Origin of the sequence: Nonomuraea sp. NPDC050786 (genome assembly GCF_040654115.1) — a bacterium.
GTDB lineage: Bacteria > Actinomycetota > Actinomycetes > Streptosporangiales > Streptosporangiaceae > Nonomuraea.
The window spans coordinates 51,754-65,405 of record NZ_JBFAHJ010000039.1; the positions used below are offsets into that span (position 1 = coordinate 51,754).

General features: G+C 68.2%; 16 protein-coding genes. All 16 read right to left on the bottom strand.

What is annotated here, in order from left to right; genetic code table 11:
- Window positions 1–59 precede the first annotated feature (59 nt).
- Window positions 60–827, bottom strand: coding sequence for a CHAP domain-containing protein (locus AB0H84_RS45935; RefSeq protein ID WP_357619375.1), 768 nt, complete (start codon window positions 825–827; stop codon window positions 60–62).
- Entirely contained in the window at window positions 827–1,096 is a 270-nt protein-coding gene (locus AB0H84_RS45940; RefSeq protein WP_357619377.1) for a hypothetical protein, read from the bottom strand. The genes AB0H84_RS45935 and AB0H84_RS45940 overlap by 1 nt, the downstream gene beginning before the upstream one ends.
- Window positions 1,096–1,362, bottom strand: a complete 267-nt coding sequence (locus tag AB0H84_RS45945) for a hypothetical protein (RefSeq protein WP_357619379.1) — start codon at window positions 1,360–1,362, stop codon at window positions 1,096–1,098. Before AB0H84_RS45945 ends, AB0H84_RS45940 begins: the two co-directional genes overlap by 1 nt.
- Window positions 1,363–1,383: 21 nt before the next feature.
- Entirely contained in the window at window positions 1,384–1,716 is a 333-nt protein-coding gene (locus tag AB0H84_RS45950; RefSeq protein ID WP_357619381.1) for a hypothetical protein, read from the bottom strand.
- The gene (locus tag AB0H84_RS45955) at window positions 1,713–2,123 is read right to left on the bottom strand and encodes a hypothetical protein (protein WP_357619385.1); all 411 of its coding nucleotides are present in this window, start codon (window positions 2,121–2,123) and stop codon (window positions 1,713–1,715) included. The genes AB0H84_RS45950 and AB0H84_RS45955 overlap by 4 nt, the downstream gene beginning before the upstream one ends.
- A gap of 30 nt (window positions 2,124–2,153) precedes the next feature.
- On the bottom strand, window positions 2,154–2,345 hold the full coding sequence (locus tag AB0H84_RS45960; RefSeq protein WP_357619387.1) for a hypothetical protein: 192 nt from the start codon (window positions 2,343–2,345) through the stop codon (window positions 2,154–2,156).
- A complete protein-coding gene (locus AB0H84_RS45965) occupies window positions 2,338–3,924 on the bottom strand; it encodes a hypothetical protein (RefSeq protein WP_357619389.1) in 1,587 nt (528 codons plus the stop codon). Before AB0H84_RS45965 ends, AB0H84_RS45960 begins: the two co-directional genes overlap by 8 nt.
- The gene (locus AB0H84_RS45970; RefSeq protein WP_357619391.1) at window positions 3,921–4,535 is read right to left on the bottom strand and encodes a hypothetical protein; all 615 of its coding nucleotides are present in this window, start codon (window positions 4,533–4,535) and stop codon (window positions 3,921–3,923) included. The genes AB0H84_RS45965 and AB0H84_RS45970 overlap by 4 nt, the downstream gene beginning before the upstream one ends.
- A gap of 1 nt (window position 4,536) precedes the next feature.
- Complete coding sequence (locus AB0H84_RS45975) at window positions 4,537–5,817, bottom strand: hypothetical protein (RefSeq protein WP_357619393.1); 1,281 nt, start codon at window positions 5,815–5,817, stop codon at window positions 4,537–4,539.
- On the bottom strand, window positions 5,814–7,310 hold the full coding sequence (locus AB0H84_RS45980) for a fibronectin type III domain-containing protein (RefSeq protein WP_357619395.1): 1,497 nt from the start codon (window positions 7,308–7,310) through the stop codon (window positions 5,814–5,816). The genes AB0H84_RS45975 and AB0H84_RS45980 overlap by 4 nt, the downstream gene beginning before the upstream one ends.
- 42 nt (window positions 7,311–7,352) lie before the next feature.
- Window positions 7,353–8,507 carry a hypothetical protein gene (locus AB0H84_RS45985; RefSeq protein WP_357619397.1) on the bottom strand — a complete coding sequence of 385 codons (1,155 nt, stop codon included), beginning with the start codon at window positions 8,505–8,507 and terminating at the stop codon, window positions 7,353–7,355.
- A gap of 778 nt (window positions 8,508–9,285) precedes the next feature.
- Window positions 9,286–10,167, bottom strand: coding sequence for a hypothetical protein (locus AB0H84_RS45990; protein ID WP_357619399.1), 882 nt, complete (start codon window positions 10,165–10,167; stop codon window positions 9,286–9,288).
- Window positions 10,168–10,169: 2 nt separating this feature from the next.
- On the bottom strand, window positions 10,170–12,419 hold the full coding sequence (locus AB0H84_RS45995; protein WP_357619401.1) for a hypothetical protein: 2,250 nt from the start codon (window positions 12,417–12,419) through the stop codon (window positions 10,170–10,172).
- 40 nt (window positions 12,420–12,459) lie between these two features.
- A complete protein-coding gene (locus AB0H84_RS46000; protein WP_357619403.1) occupies window positions 12,460–12,663 on the bottom strand; it encodes a hypothetical protein in 204 nt (67 codons plus the stop codon).
- Between the two features lie 14 nt (window positions 12,664–12,677).
- Window positions 12,678–13,160 carry a hypothetical protein gene (locus tag AB0H84_RS46005; RefSeq protein WP_357619405.1) on the bottom strand — a complete coding sequence of 161 codons (483 nt, stop codon included), beginning with the start codon at window positions 13,158–13,160 and terminating at the stop codon, window positions 12,678–12,680.
- Window positions 13,157–13,636, bottom strand: coding sequence for a hypothetical protein (locus AB0H84_RS46010; protein ID WP_357619407.1), 480 nt, complete (start codon window positions 13,634–13,636; stop codon window positions 13,157–13,159). Before AB0H84_RS46010 ends, AB0H84_RS46005 begins: the two co-directional genes overlap by 4 nt.
- Between the last annotated feature and the right edge of the window lie 16 nt (window positions 13,637–13,652).

Here is a 13,652-nt window from a genome sequence, read left to right on the forward strand (position 1 = left end):
AGGCCCGCACACGGCGGGCCAGAGGTCGAAGATGGTTGGCGGTACCGTCAACCAAAGGATCAGGAGACGCGGACGAGCACGGGCCACGTCTTCGGCCCGACCACGCCGTCATCCTTCAGCCCGGCCTCCCGCTGGAGCGCGCGGACGGCATCGTCCATCGGCCCGCTGAACACGGTGTCGTCGATACCGCCCACGAGGCCGTGCCCTCGAGCATGCAGCAGGTAGAAGACGGTCTTGACGTGCCACCGCTTCGGATCGTTGGGGTCCTTGCCGTCGCCGCGCCGCAGGGTCGGGAGGTCCTTCATCATCTTCTCCGTCCAGTTGAGCGCCGGCGTCGCGGGCGGCGCCGGGGTGGCGGGCGCGGGCAGGTAGGCGGGGTAGCCGAACCCGGCCACGTTGGCGAGGCTGCGTTCGCGGCGCTTCACGCGGTTCTCGGTGTTGCCCTCGATCGTCACGATGGTCCGGCCGCCGTCGCGGACCGCCTCGACGATGCCGACGTGGTCGATCGCCAGGATGTCGCGGGTGCCGCCCCAGTCGAAGAACACGATCGCGCCCCGCCTGGGTGTGTGCCCCCATTGGCCGCGCGCTTTGAACCACTCGGCGTGGCCGACCGTCCAGGCGTGATCACCGACCACCGGCAGCAGTCCGGCCTTGTTCGCGCACCAGGCGACGAACATGTCGCACCACGCCGCCAGCGCCCACGACGCGGACTTGCCGTGGCGTTTGGCCCACCACGACCCGTACACCGTCCACCCGGTCGGTGACTCGGTGGTGCCGAGCTGGGAGCGGGCCGCCGCCAGGAGGCGGTCTTCCGGTTTCGTCACCATCACACACGCTCCGGCCAGTGCCAGGTGCCCGGCTCGTCCCCGGGCGGCACGTTGAACTCGTGGAAGGAGCCCTGCGCGCCGGGTGTGAACACCAGCAGGTGGACGTGCTGGTCGCTGTCGAGTGCGGGCACCGCGCCGAGCCGGACGCCTTCGGGGTCGAGGGTGTCCACGTCGGCTGTCACGATGGCCGCGCGGACCGCGTGAAGGCCCTGCTTGCCTCGGTAGCGGACGATGCGGCCGGTGGTTGGCCGGTCAGGCTTCTTGCCCATCAACTGCCGACCTCCTCGTACTCGTCGTCGATGGCGCTGCCGGGCTCCTGCGGAAGCCCCTCCTGGTCGGGGTCGAGCACGGTCACCGCGGCGTCGGCGTACGGCGGCAGCGGAAGCTGCCCGTCCAGGATCGGGATCGCCTCGGGTGAGGGGTTCGACATGTTGATCTCCTTGAGAGCGAGCCAGTCAGCGACGGTCAGCTTGAGCTCGTCGTCGCTGATGCGGATAGGGAGAACGGCGGGCACGACGTCCACGCCGTCCCGCACGGGGAACACGATCAACAGGGGTCAGCCGCCGTCCCGGTGCTGGCGCAGGTGCTCGGCCAGCCCGTCCTCGACCCGGCGCACCGACTCCTCCAGCCTGTCGGCGACGTCCCGCAGCGACGTGCCGTGGTTCGGGTGGAGCTCGGCCTCCATGCGGGTGATCCGCTCTGGGACGCCAGGCCGTGCCTCGACACCGGGGCGCGCTGGTTCGCCTTTCCAGTCGTCGAGGAAGTCCTTCAACGCCACGAAGGTCCGCCACAGCCAGGCGCCGCCTTTGGCCAGAACCCCGACCAGCGCCAGGCCCCCAGCGATCGTTCCGGCCACGACGAACACCTGCACGAGCGAGTCTTCTGTCACAGCGGCACCGACTCGCCATCCAGTGAGTAAGTGATGTCGTAGTTGTCGTACCGGCGCACCGCCACCGCGTGGCCCTGGGCGGCGAGCGCCTGCGCGAACTCCACGGCCGAGATGGGCTCGGACTTGTACTGGCCAGGGAGCCCGGTCGGCCGATCCACCACCGCGTAGAGCACCCACGACACCGGCCCGCTAGAAGGCGCAGTGCGGACGCACACGATCGACGTTCGATCCGACAGGTACTGCACCTGCCCGCCGCCACTCGCGATTGCCCGGCGGCCAGCGTGACCGTACCGGTAGAACAGCTCGGCGGCCTTGTCCACCGCGGCCACGTCCGGGCCGGGGCCGCTCTGCGGGTCGTCACCGATCGGCAGGTCCATGTCGGTGTCAGGCGGGGTGAACAGCTCCATCAGGATCTCCTCGGGTTGTACGGGGGCGGATCAGGCCGTGGGCTGCTCGGCGTCGTCCTCGCTGCTGTCGCGGGCGCGGAGCTGCTCGGCGAGCTTGTCGCGTTCGGCGACGACCTGGCCGATGATGACGTGGGCCTTGGCCAGCTCGTCCATCAGATCGTTGCGCTGTTGGGCGGTCACTGCGAGCACGGCCTCGGCGGGGACGGTGACCGGGCTATCCATGCTGTGGCTCCTTGGGGATGTAGTAGCGGTACGGCCCATCGCCGACCACGTCGATCTCCGAACGAAGAGGCTCGATGAGCATCGAGTCGGCGTCAGCCCTGATGGCCTTCACCAGCCACGTCACACGCACTCCGGCGCCGCCATAGATCGTGAACTGGCCGTTCTCTGGGTAGCTCGCTGAGGCGTTCCTGATCCCGTCAGAGCAGGTATTGACGGCCACGTACCGCCCGTCCTTGCGGGTCAGCGCCTCGAAGTAGCTGGGCAGTGTGACCACGGCCTGACCTTTGTCGTCGAGGTTGGTCTCGCCCCAATACTCCACGCCGGGCATCGGGCTTTCGGTGCAGGCGTGCACCAGCCATCGATCAGCGTCTACCGGGTGGTCGATGATGAAGCTCTTGTACAAGACGCCGTTGATGAAGACATCGCCCTCGGACATCGAGATCGACGCGTTCTCACCCGTACCTGGCTCTCGGTGACCTAGCTGGACTCCGGTGTCGTCGAGCGACAGGTAGGCAGTGACGAAGTCGTTGCGGTTGAAGTAGTTGGCTATCTGGATGGTGTGTGGCTCAATCCACACAAGACTTCGCGAGTTGTTCGAGTTCGTGGCGGTCTCGATGTCAATCCCGACGTCAGCGCCACCACTGCTGCCCGACGCCCACATCCTCGCGAACGAGCCGCTGGAGGAATAGAACCGAAGCTCGGGATCGAGCGTTCCCGGCGGGTTGAAGACGATGCGTTTGCCAGAGAACCCGGTCGAGATCTGACCCACGATGGTCGCTAATCCAGCGGAGTTTATGTCCACCGTCTGCTGGTTGGAGGCGTTGTACGCCTTCAGCCCGGTGTTGTCGAGCTGGACGCGGGCGCCTGTGGCTCCGCTGCGGAGCGTGAACGAACCGGAGTTGGTGAGGCTGACCGTCTCCACACCCGAGGAGTTGAACCCGCGCAGTCCTGTCGAGTTGAGCTCGACCCGGGCCGCGGCAGGATTTCCCGCGACGACGCGTGTGGACAGAGTCAGGGTCGCTTCGAGCTTGCTCGCAGTGACCGACCCGGCCGCGAGCTTGTCCACCGTGACTGCGTTCGCCTTCAGATGGCCGGTGTCGATCGCGAGCGCCTGCACGAGGGCGCCGGTGATCGTGTTGCCGATCACCGCGTCGGCGGCATTCACGGTGCCGTTGATGATGTTCGCCCCGCTGATGACCTTCCCGACAAGGTCGGTATCCACCAGCGGCTGCGTGGCCACGGTGACGTGCCCCGAGTCGGCCGAAGCGTTCCCACTACGGTCCACGGCCCTCAGCCAGAACTCCCTGGCCGCGTTGTACGGTTGGCCGCCGACGACGACCGTCTCCGTGACCCGCATGGAGTCCACGACCCGGGCGGTGCCAGCCACGAGCGGGTCAGCCATCCACACCTGGATGTGGTCAAAGTCGGACGGCATCTGCTCGCCCAAGCTGCCGCGCCCGTCCCACGCCACGTGGATCATGCCGAGCCGCGTGGTCACGGTGGGCGTGGACGGCACCGGAGGCGGCCGAGTGTCGTCCGGGATGAGGACGATCATCTGGTCAGAGAACTCGCCCTTCACCGCGCCTCCGTCTGCTCAGCCATCCGCAGCGCCCGCTGCTCACGAAAGACGCGGCGACCCACCTCGATCAGATCCGGCCGCAGCCGGGACACCATGTCTCTCATGAGGATGTACTTGGGGTTCTCGGCCAGATCCGCCATGCCAACGAACCGACCGGCCTCGTGCAACTCAACCTGAGCGGCCGGCTTCAACCGGGCAAGGCCACGTTTCATGTGCGCGATACCCGCAGCGACATCAGCGCGGAGTTCGGCAGGATCACGCAGATAGACCTGTCGTCCCTTGCACGCCTCCGCAGCCTTCGACAGAGCATCCGCCACGGCGTCACGCCGTTCCAGCGCCTTCGCGAGGCTGTCAGGCGCAGGCGGCCCGAAGCGCTGAGCCGTGAGCATCGGCCGCGTCATCACATGGTCGAACAGCAACCCAACCTGTGTCTCGTCCTCAACGTCGTACTCGAATGCCGCCGCGTAGGTGTTGAGGATGCTCTTGGGCGTGGAGTGCGAGAACACTCCGTCAGGCGAATACTCGGTCGGCACGCTGTAGACGATCGTCCAGCGCGGGGTATCGACCGCCGCCGGGTCGTCCTTAATGCGGATGATCTCCCAATCTGGCATGTCAGAGCCTCACCGACCACCAGGTGACCCGGTCGGAACCGGACAGCCCGATGGAGACGCTTCCATTGAAGTAGCCGTACTCGTTCAGGGTCACCGCGTGCCCGACCGGGTTTCCGGCAGTCGGCGTGAAGATCGCGTACATGGGCTCATACCAGAGCCCTTCATAGTCACACGAGAAGACGGAGCCGTCCGTATCGGCCGAGCCTGGTGCGATGGCAGCCATGCCCCACTGCACGCCCAGTCCTGCGGGCTCTTTGACACGCCCGGTGAACGAGATCCTTTTCCCGGTGTAGGACGTGCCCATGTAGATGGCCATGTCCTCCTTGTAGTCGGAGGTGTTCAGCTGGCCGATGAAGGTAGAGTTCAAGCCCGAGCCGAGTTCCAGCCGGGACCTCATCTGTCCGTCTTGCGGCCCCTCGAACTTCAGGAACGCCTGGTTACTTCCGGAGTTTTGCAGATACATGCGGGCACCGTTGTCGGCGACACCGCTGTCGGGCAGGAAACGGATCTCCGGGTCACTGGTCCCGTTGGGGTTGAAGACGATGCGACGGCCGGAGAAGCCGCTGGATAGCTGCCCGACGATCGTGGCGCTCCCGGTGGCAGAGGCGATGGACACCGTCTGCTGGCCTGCTGCGTTGAACGCCTGCAAACCGGAGGAGTTGAGTTCGACGCGAGCGCCGCCACTGTTGCCAGCCACCAGCCGTGTCGTGAGCGTCAGGATCGACTCCAGCTTTCCCGAGGTGACTGAGCCTGCTGCCAGGGCCGGGGTGGTGACCGCGTTGGCCGCCAGATGCCCGGCGTTGATCGCCGCAGTCTGCACGAGTGCGCTCGTCACGGAGTTCGCGATCACCTTGTCGGCCGCGTTCAGCGTGCCGTCCACGATGTTCGCGCCCGCGATGATCTGCCCAACCACGTCCGTGTTGACGAGCGGTTGGGTTGTCACGCTCACCTTCGTAGAAGGGGCCGATTCGTTGCCTGACCGGTCAAGGGCGGTAAGCCACACCTGGCGCTCGGCGTTGTACGGCTGGCCACCGATGACGACCGTCTCGGCCGCGCGCATCGCGTCTACGATTGCTGCGCTGCTGGGATCGATGGGATCGGCCAGCCAGACCCGCACGTGGTCCAGGTCAGAAGGCATGCTCGTGCCAGAAGACGAGCGTCCATCCCACCCCACATGGATCATGCCGAGGCGGCTCATCACAGCAGGCGTGGAAGGAGCCGGAGGCGGGGTCACGTCGTCCGGCACGAGCACGATCACCTGTTTCGAGAACGGCCCCGTCATGGCGAGACAGCCCGCACCTTGAAGGCGTACTCGACTCCCACTCGCAGCGGAGAGTACGTCGCTGTCGTGGTGCCGCCCTCTACGACAGCGATCTGCTGCCAGTAGTCGCCCGGCCTGTTCTCCCGCGCGTACAGCTCGTAGGAGTCCACCTCGATGGCGACGCCATTCACGTCGGCGGTCACCGGCGACCACGTCGCGGTGATCTGCCCCTGGGCGGTGCCGGACGCGTCGATGTAGGCTTGCGCGTTCACGACCAGCCCGGTCGGCGCGGCCGGAGTGCGGCCACCCGGCTCGGGCGCTGGCGTGCCTCCGGTACCTCCGGAGCCGACGCCGCCCGCGAGGATGCCGGCCGCCTGGCGGGCGAGCCGGATCTCGCGTTCGATGAACCTGTCGTTGAGCACAAGGTTGCCGGAGATCGCGCCGTCCTTGTCCACGGAGAGCGTGATCTGCCGCACCCGGAGCGGCTGCATCTCCCCGCGATCCCCGGGAGCTCTGATGTAGTCGCCCGGCCGGTAGTGCGCCAGCGGCAGGAACCGGGCGGCTTGGACGCGGATGCCGCGGGTGAGCTGGGCGCGCTCGCGGCCAGCGCGCTCGAGCGCGTTCTGACCCAGCAGCGTCGCAGTCCCGGCGTCGCTCACGCCGCCCTGCGACTGCGAGGTCTCCCACCTCCCCCAGGGCGCGGTCGCGCTGGAGTTGGTGACCTCGACGGTCAGGCCCTTCTCTCCCTTGATGAGGATGGCGGTGGCGAGGTCCTCCAGCGTCGCGGTGTCGGGCGCCTCGTCGATGTCGCGGCCGAGTCGCAGATCGATGGCGCCGGCCCCGGTCCCGTTCTGGCGGCCCAGGACGGTGCCCTCACGGTAGGCGCGCAGGGTCCGGCCGGTCATCGTCCAGTCGAGCACGCCCTGCTCGGAAAGGTTGATCAGCAGGGTCAGCAGATCAACACCGGGTTCGAGCTCCAGCGTGAGCAGCTTGGTCGCGTCCCACGGCTGCCCAGCGCTGTCGTGCGTGGACGTGAAGTCGATCGCGAGGCCGGGCACCGCGCCGCGAACCTTCCCCTCCTGCACGAGAGTCCGCAGCAGCGCGCCTGGCGTGACAGCCGAGAACTGGCGCTTGCCTTCGACCATGACGCCGCCCGCGTACATGATCAGCTTGCGGAGCTGCCACGACCAGGCGGGGCACTCGTACGTGCGGGTGCCGCTCTGGTCGGCGACGTCGGCGCCCCGCTTGATTCGCAGGAACCGGCCGCCGTCCGGTTCCACCCACACGCCGTTCTCGGTGGCGTACTCGACCGCCACCTCGACGGGCTGCTCCAGCCACTGCGAGCCGACGCCGGCGACCGGGTAGGTGACCTTCAGGCTGGGGACGTCGTTGAGCGGGAACGCGACCTCGAACCCGAGGTGGTGCGGCAGCACCCCAAGCCGGTCGCCGTTGGGGGCGTGTGCGACCAGGCGCAGCGCGTACCGCTCGGCGGGTCCGGGCGTGATCACCTGCACGACGAGCCTCCCAAAAGCAACCATCTATGAAGACAGCGATCTCTACGGCCGGACGCTGAGCCGTGCGATGCGGCGCGCGAGCCGGATCTCCTGGTCGGCGAGCCGGTCATCGAGGACGAGGTTCCCGCCGACCACGCCACGTTCGGTGCGGGTGAGTGTGATCTGCCGGACCCGCAGCGGTGTGCGCTGCCCGGCCGCGCCGGGCGCGTAGATGCGGTCCCCGGGCAGGTAGTCCCGCAGCGGCAGCCAGCGCGTGTTGGGCGCGAACAGCAGCTCCCGCGTGCGCTGCACCCGCTCGACCGCGCCGCGCACGAGCAGCGAGTCGCCTACGAGGTTCGCGGCGGTCGCCTCCGTCACCCCGACCTGGCGTACGCTGACCTCCCACCGCCCCCACGGCAGCGGGGTGCCGACGTTGACGCGTTCGACGCGGAAGGAGCTGTCGCCGACGACGTACGCGGCGCTGGCGAGGTCCTCGAGCGTGCCGACGTCGGGCGCGGCCCGGATGTCCCGGCCGCCGGCCAGTTCGACGGGGGTGGTGCCGGTGGTGAGGTCGCGGAAGATGGCGGTGCCTGGCCGCCACGCGGACAGGGTGCGGGGGCCGGTCATGCGGATGTCGATCAGGCCCGCGTCCACGAGCGTCAGCAGCACCGCGAGCACGTCGGTGCCGAGCGGTATGCCCAGCCCGAACGTCTGGTTCCAGGTGAGTCCGGCGGTGTCGAGGCTGCCGGTGAACGTCCACCCGAACCCGGCCAGGGCGCCGCGCGCCTGTGCCTCCGTCAGGAGGCTGTTGACGATGAATCCGCTGGTGGCGTTCGGGGTCGGGGAGCCGTAGACGCGCTGCCCGTTGGTGGGGGCGATGCTGGCGTGCGCGTACGTGACGGCCTTCTTCAGCACCCACAGGTAGCTGGGGCAGTCGAACTGCCAGGTCCGGGCGGGGTCGAGCTGGTCGCCTTCGCGGCGGGCGAGGATGAATCGGCCGTCGCCGTTCTCCGTCCACACGTTGCCGTCCGCTGACCATTGGACGCCGATCTCGCACGGCTGGGCGATCAGGTCGGCGCCGACCGCCCGCGTACTGTAGCCGAACTTCAGGCTGGGCACGTCGTTGAGCGGCCACGCGACCTGCACGTTGAGCGGGTGCGGGAGGATGCCGAGCCTGTTGCCGTTGGGGGCGTAGGCGACGAGGCGGAGGTCGAACATGACGCCCTCCGTCCGTCCCCCGTATCACCTTGCTAAGACGTGAAAAGCCCTCAAGCAATTACGCATTGTGGCGCGTTTCCCTCGAAAATATTTGTCCAAATATGGGCCGAATTGGCGGACATACCCGGTCGAAACGGCACAAAAATCGTTCCAGATTGGGCATGGAAAATCTCCGAGCAGACGCCATTACCAGTACGATTCATGAACAGTGCAAGGCAACGCACTCGCCAGTCGGTCGGCTTCCACGTGGGTCGGTCGAGCGGGCCGGGACCACCCACATGGGAACCAACCGGTCCGGAAAAGGGGAGGTTCGTTGCACCGCACCCAGGAAGAGTCTGATCACGAGGATCGGCTGGAACTCCTCCGGCTGCTACTGATCCTGCTGGACTGGCTCTTGAACGGCGGCGGGCCCGGCCAGATGTAATCAGCCGAGCCCGCTTGTATCGCATGTGCGATAGGCCCCGGTTCGAGTCGGAGCGAGGATCGGGGCCCCGCACGCCTTCCTAGGCTAGCCGAACGGTAGCGTTTAGACACGGTGATGGACCATAACACGGTCTGCATTGCGTAGCCCATTACAACTACCGCGTCGAGTGCGGTGATGAGTTGCGCGTTGCTTATCTCGTCTACTCTTCGCCGTAGAGCGCGACGGTTATGGTCACAGCTCCACCGGTTGAGATTATTCGGTCAGTGGTCCACCGAATGACGCTAGTTGGTAGGTTGCGGACCTACCATCGTCGTCGATCCGTGCTTCGGGGTTTGCCCGCTGAGATCGGCGCGATTACAGGTAGGCGCGGCGAGCTCTGACCTCCAGTTTGGATGCGGCGGTGACGCCGGAGCTGGAGCAGGAGATGAGCACGGCGCGGGAGAACGGGTCGCCAACCGCGACGGCCGGGGTCAGGTGCAGCCAGCGGGACGCGCTGCCCGGCCCGAACACGGAGATGACGCCGGTCTTGTCCGTGCCCGCGGCGAGGTCCCAGGTATCGGTGGTGACGACGGCCGCGCGCATCGCGGCGGCGTCGATCAGCAGCCGCTCGGACGCGGTGATGCTGTTGCTGCCCGAGGTGAGCAGGCCGACCGCGCCCTGCGTGGCCACGTCCCTGATGGTGATGTTGCTGGCCGGCCCGGTGACGCGGATCAGCGCGTCGGTGATGGGCGCGGTGCTCCCGGCGACGGTGGTGATCGCCTGGTTGTCGGCGTTGGCGTTCCCGGCCCATGTGGTGGTGGTCTCGTCCCGCCAGTACACGCCTGGGACCTCGACCACCGCAGTAAGGCGGGCGCGGGCGGCGCCGACCCGCAGCTCCGGCTCGGAGGCGGCGATCACGGTCACGTCGGCGACGCGCACGATGCTGCCTGCCTCGTAGCGCAGGCTCATGAGCCGGTGCCGAACTCCGAGCAGCGCTGTCAGGGCTTCGAGGTTGGTTTCGAGCTGGGCGAAGCCGCCGTACCCGCCGGCGGGGGTGGCCCCGGTCACGGTGAACACGAGCGAGAACGAGGTGAGCTCGTGGTCCAGGCCGACGATCGGCAGCTCTCCCGCGCGGCCAGGCACGGTGACGCGGACAGCGCGGGCTCCCGGCAAGGGCCTGCGCTGGGTGCCTTTCTTGAGCCGCCAGCAGCCAGCGGGGTGGTCGAGCGGCACGCCGTCGAGCGTGTACTGCGGCACGGCTAGATCACCCCCAAGGCTCCCGCGAGCTGGAGCCCGCGGTTCACGGTGGCCGAGGTGGGTTCGGCCTGCGGGTAGTAGTTCGTCTGGTGCACGACCACCCGGGAGGAGCCGCCGAGCCCTGTGCCGTTCATCCCGCCGGGCAGCGCCAGGCCGGGCGCTGCCATGTCGGGGATGCCCACGCCGGCCACGACCCCGGCCATGCGTTCGGCGGCGGTGCGGACCATTCCCCCGGCCTGGGTGATGCCGAGGGCGAGGCCGGCAGGGACCTGGCGGCCGATTTTCATGAAGAGCCGGGAGGGGCTGTGGATGCCGAGGAAGTCGAGGACGGGCTGCGGGAGGATGGAGCGGAGGAAGCCGACGATCCTGTCCTTGATCATGTTTCCGGCGGCGACGATGCCGTTCCAGAGGCCCTCCATGAGCGCGCGCCCGGCGTTCATGATCGTGTCGCCGAAGCTCTTGATCGCCCCCATGATCGAATTGAGTGCGCCCTTGAAGTCGCCGGACAAGAGCTGAACCACAGCCGTGATGATCTTAATCCAGAAGGGCAGGAGCGCGGTCGCGATCTGCGTCAATGGCCCGATGATCGGCTGGATCACGCCGAGGATCTCCGAGAGCGAGCCGACCCACGAGCTGATCACCGGGATCAGGGCCTTGACCAGCTCTAACGTGGGTGGGAGCAGGTCCATCGCCAGCTGGACCAAGGGCGGAAGGACCGTTTTGAGTGCTTGTGCGAGGAATTGCCCTATTTGAGCCGCGAGTGGGGCCGTGGCTGCCGCGAGTTGCGTGACCGCGCTGGACAAAACCGGAAGAAGTGGCTTCAAGCTGGACGAAAGCGCCAGGATCACCGGTTGGAGCAGTGACGCCACGTTGGTCAGCGCCGCACCCAAGATCTGACCCAGGATTCCGGCAAGCTGCCCGATCACCGGCAGCAGCGGCGCAGCAGCGGAGAGCACAGCCGAGATCCCTTGCCCGAGCGCGAGCAATCCGGCCTGGAGCTCCGGAGACGCGAACGCCTGCGACAGCATCTGCGCGACCATGGTCAGCCCAGGCCCGAGCGCGGCCAGCGCTGGACCGAGCGCGCTCACGGCGGCTGCCAGCCCAGGACCGAGGGCGACCGCGATGGCCGCCACGTGAGGCGCGATCATGGCCAGCGATCCGCCCAGCGCCGTGAAGATCGGCATCAAGACGCTTCCGACCTGCGACAACGACTGGAAGATCGTGACGAGGATCTGCTGACCCTGCGCGCTGGCCAGGAACTCATTGACCTTGCCCAGGACCTGCCCGAGCACGCCGAGCGCGTTGCTTCCGCCGGTCTGCATCGCGGCGAAGATCGACCGGACGATGCCGACGACACTGCCGCCGATGGTGCCGAGCTGCTGGAACACCTGCACGGCGCCCTGCATCCAGGCCAGCGCCTGCCCGGACCGGGCCGCGTTCGACAGGAACTCGCCGAACCGGGCCGCCGCGGCGGCGATCCCCGGCACGAGGCCGGCTGAGAAGCCCGCGCCGACGACGGTCAGGTCGCGGAACCCGGCCAGCAGCGGCGCGATGGCGGGCTGGATCGCGGCGACCGCCGACCGCAAAGCCCCGAAGATCGACGTTACGGCGGCCGACGTCTGCGCCGACGCCGCGAACCGGGCCGCTTCCGCCGCAGCCAACCCCATCTGCGAGGCGACCCCGGACATGCCCGCCTTCAGCGGACCGACCAGAGCGGCGGCCACAGCAGTGATCTGGCCGACCAGCGGGGCGAAGAACGCATCCTGCACCGACGACTTGAGAGCGTCGATGGCGGGCTTCGCGGCGTGCAGCTCGAGCGCTGCGGCCCGAGCGGCAGGGGACAGCTTGACCAGCGAATCCCGGAAGTCGATCACGTTGGAGCTGAGAGCGAGGCCGAAAGCATCGCCCACACCCGCCAGGGCGACCTTCAACGTGGCGAGCGCAGCGCTGCCGAGCGCCAGCGCGCCGGGCAGCGCTGCCACGATCCCGGCGGCCGGGGCGAGCGCGGCCACCAGGCCGAGAGCGCCCTGCGCGGCCGACGCCAGGCCAGCGGCGGCGGTCGCCCCCGCCACCGCTGTGGCCGCCAAGCGGGCGCCCATCTGCACCGAGCTGGTGGCGATCGATCCGGCGTTCGCGCGGAACTCCTGCGCCTTGGCGCGGAAGAAACCGATGGCGCGGCCGAGAGGCCCGGAGAGGTTGTCGTGCAGCTTCAGCCTGGCTGACAGTTCGCCGACGTTCACCAGCGCCACCACCCTTCAGCAGCTCATCTCCGTTGGCGGTAGCGCCAACGGTTCATCGGCGGGAGGAACGGTCGTCGCCCGGGTCGAGCGCGCGAGCGATCCGCGTATCCGCCACCAGCAGCCCCGCAATCCGGGTCCGCAGCCACCGCCACGACCGGCCACGCAGCGCCCCGGAGCGGTCGAGGTCGATCCCGAACTCGCTGTGCAGGTCAGCCTCCACCAGCTCCCACCGCGTCAGCAGGTCCAGCCACGACACGGCAGGCCCGCCGGTCAGGCCGAGCCCGTCGTCCGGGTCGTACCACTCCGCGAGCCCCGTGACCGGGTCGATCGGGCCTGCGACGCCGCCGCCCGGCGAGCCTTCCGGTTCGGGGCCTGCGCTTCCCCCGCCCCGGCCTCCCAATGGCGGGCCGCCGCCTCCAGGCCCGCGCCGACCCACAGCATCACTGTCTCGCCGACGTGCTGGATGACCGGCCACGACACCTGGTCGGCGAACAGCTCATCCCAGACCGGGCCGAGGATCCGCTTGTAGAGGTCTTTCTCGTCGCTGTCGTTCGTCAGGACGGTCTCGGCGAGCTGGTTGAGCCCTTCCTGATCCACCTCCTGGCCCGCTTCGGCGGCGATCCCTGCGTGCATGAGCCGCTGGACAAGCAGGCCCACCTCCGCGTCCGGAGGTGGGATCACGTACGTCTTGCCGCCGACAGGCAGCCGGAGCGACGGGTCGAAGAACTCGTCAAGGTCGCGGAAGGAGGTCACGGCGCCACCAGCGGGTTGTCGATCTCCTCGTCCTCGCCCTGCCCAAGCAGGGTGAAGCTGAAGGGTTCGAGGTCGGTCTTTTCGCCGCCGACCGTGTACTCGTTGACCTGGCAGACGCCCTTGTACGCCTCGTCGGAGCCGTCGCGCCGGTACCAGCGGACCTCGATGTTGGCCGCGTACCCGACCCGGCGGGCGGCCTTACGGATGTACTCCTGGCCCGTGTCCGGGACAAACACGCCACCGTCGTTCCGCTTGCGGCGCCCCTCGGCCTCGATCTTCCACTTCCGCTCCGTGATGACGTCCGCGCCGTACCCGGCCTCGTCATCAAAATCCCCGTCGTCCTCGACGTTGTCGTCGGTGGTCTTCTCGAACTTGCTGAGCCCTCGGACCGGCGTCCACGCGGGGGTGGGGGCGCCCACTCCGGCGGTGTTCACGTCGAGCTTCCAGTCCTTGGCGAGCATGCTGCGCAGGCCCATGATCGTGTCTCCGTTC

Coding starts and splice junctions, on each gene's coding strand:
- AB0H84_RS45955 (WP_357619385.1), bottom strand. CDS start 2,123: ATGGAGCTGTTCACCCCGCCTGACACCGACATGGACCTGCCGATCGGT.
- AB0H84_RS45940 (WP_357619377.1), bottom strand. CDS start 1,096: ATGGGCAAGAAGCCTGACCGGCCAACCACCGGCCGCATCGTCCGCTAC.
- AB0H84_RS45975 (WP_357619393.1), bottom strand. CDS start 5,817: ATGACGGGGCCGTTCTCGAAACAGGTGATCGTGCTCGTGCCGGACGAC.
- AB0H84_RS45960 (WP_357619387.1), bottom strand. CDS start 2,345: ATGGATAGCCCGGTCACCGTCCCCGCCGAGGCCGTGCTCGCAGTGACC.
- AB0H84_RS46010 (WP_357619407.1), bottom strand. CDS start 13,636: ATGGGCCTGCGCAGCATGCTCGCCAAGGACTGGAAGCTCGACGTGAAC.
- AB0H84_RS45985 (WP_357619397.1), bottom strand. CDS start 8,507: ATGTTCGACCTCCGCCTCGTCGCCTACGCCCCCAACGGCAACAGGCTC.
- AB0H84_RS45970 (WP_357619391.1), bottom strand. CDS start 4,535: ATGCCAGATTGGGAGATCATCCGCATTAAGGACGACCCGGCGGCGGTC.
- AB0H84_RS45935 (WP_357619375.1), bottom strand. CDS start 827: ATGGTGACGAAACCGGAAGACCGCCTCCTGGCGGCGGCCCGCTCCCAG.